This window comes from Herbivorax alkaliphila (genome assembly GCF_030848475.1).
GTDB lineage: Bacteria > Bacillota > Clostridia > Acetivibrionales > Acetivibrionaceae > Herbivorax.
The window spans coordinates 1-848 of sequence record NZ_JAVDDS010000151.1 but is presented as its reverse complement, the minus strand read 5'-3'; the positions used below and the strand labels follow the sequence as shown (position 1 = coordinate 848).

Sequence of the window (848 nt, the reverse complement as noted above, 5' to 3'; positions counted from 1 at the left end):
GTTAAAGTGAAAAAAATATTTTTAGTAGTGACATTGTCAGTAGGACTTATATTGACAGGATGTGGAGGAGGAAATGATAATCAACAGTCTGATAATGATGCAGATACAGTATCTGAAACAGATACAGAAACATCAGGAGGTAGTGGTGATAGAACAAATGCAGAAATATTTTTAGATTATCTTGTGGAGTCAGCAGACAGGTCTGCATATACAAGAAATGGTAATTCTTCTAGATATTCTATGGTTTTGGATGAAATATATAAAGATGATATTATAAATCCATATACAGGAGGAGACAGAATATATATATCGGTTAGAGGTAGTGCATATTTATCAGGAGATCATCATACAATAGGAGATTCTATAGGTGGTGAGTTGTTAATGATTACGCCTTCTCCACATTTAGAAGATTTAGAAGATAAATCAGAAATAGTCTATTGTGTAAATGAAGGAAACAAGGGAAGTACAGTTGCAATTGTGTTTCATGATGGTGCTTATGTTTATGAGATAGATGAAAATGGAGAAAAAAAGAATGAAGTATCACAGGAATTTGAGCAAGCGGAATCCTTTTTAACAAATTAAAATTTTGGAGTTTTGAAATTGTATAAAAAACTAAACTTATTAAAATGGAGGTCTTGAGAAAATGAAAAAAATCACTTTAACATTGGCACTTATGCTTATAATAACAACAATTCTGTCAACAAACATCCTAGCTTTTGAAGTACCACTTCGTGTATTGGTAGATGGTTCGAGAATAGACTTTCCTGATGCTTTGCCCTTTATTGATTCAAATGGTAGAACACAAGTACCTGTAAGATTTGTAAGTGAAGCATTAGGAGCTGATGTAA

2 protein-coding genes are annotated in these 848 nt (G+C 32.3%); both read left to right on the top strand.

What is annotated here, in order from left to right; translation table 11 throughout:
* Positions 1-582: hypothetical protein (locus tag RBH29_RS17790; RefSeq protein ID WP_306698351.1), on the top strand; the 582-nt coding region annotated here is incomplete at its 5' end.
* 61 nt (positions 583-643) lie between these two features.
* Positions 644-848, top strand: a 205-nt coding sequence (locus RBH29_RS17785; protein WP_306698350.1) for a stalk domain-containing protein, incomplete at its 3' end; no start/stop codon positions are given.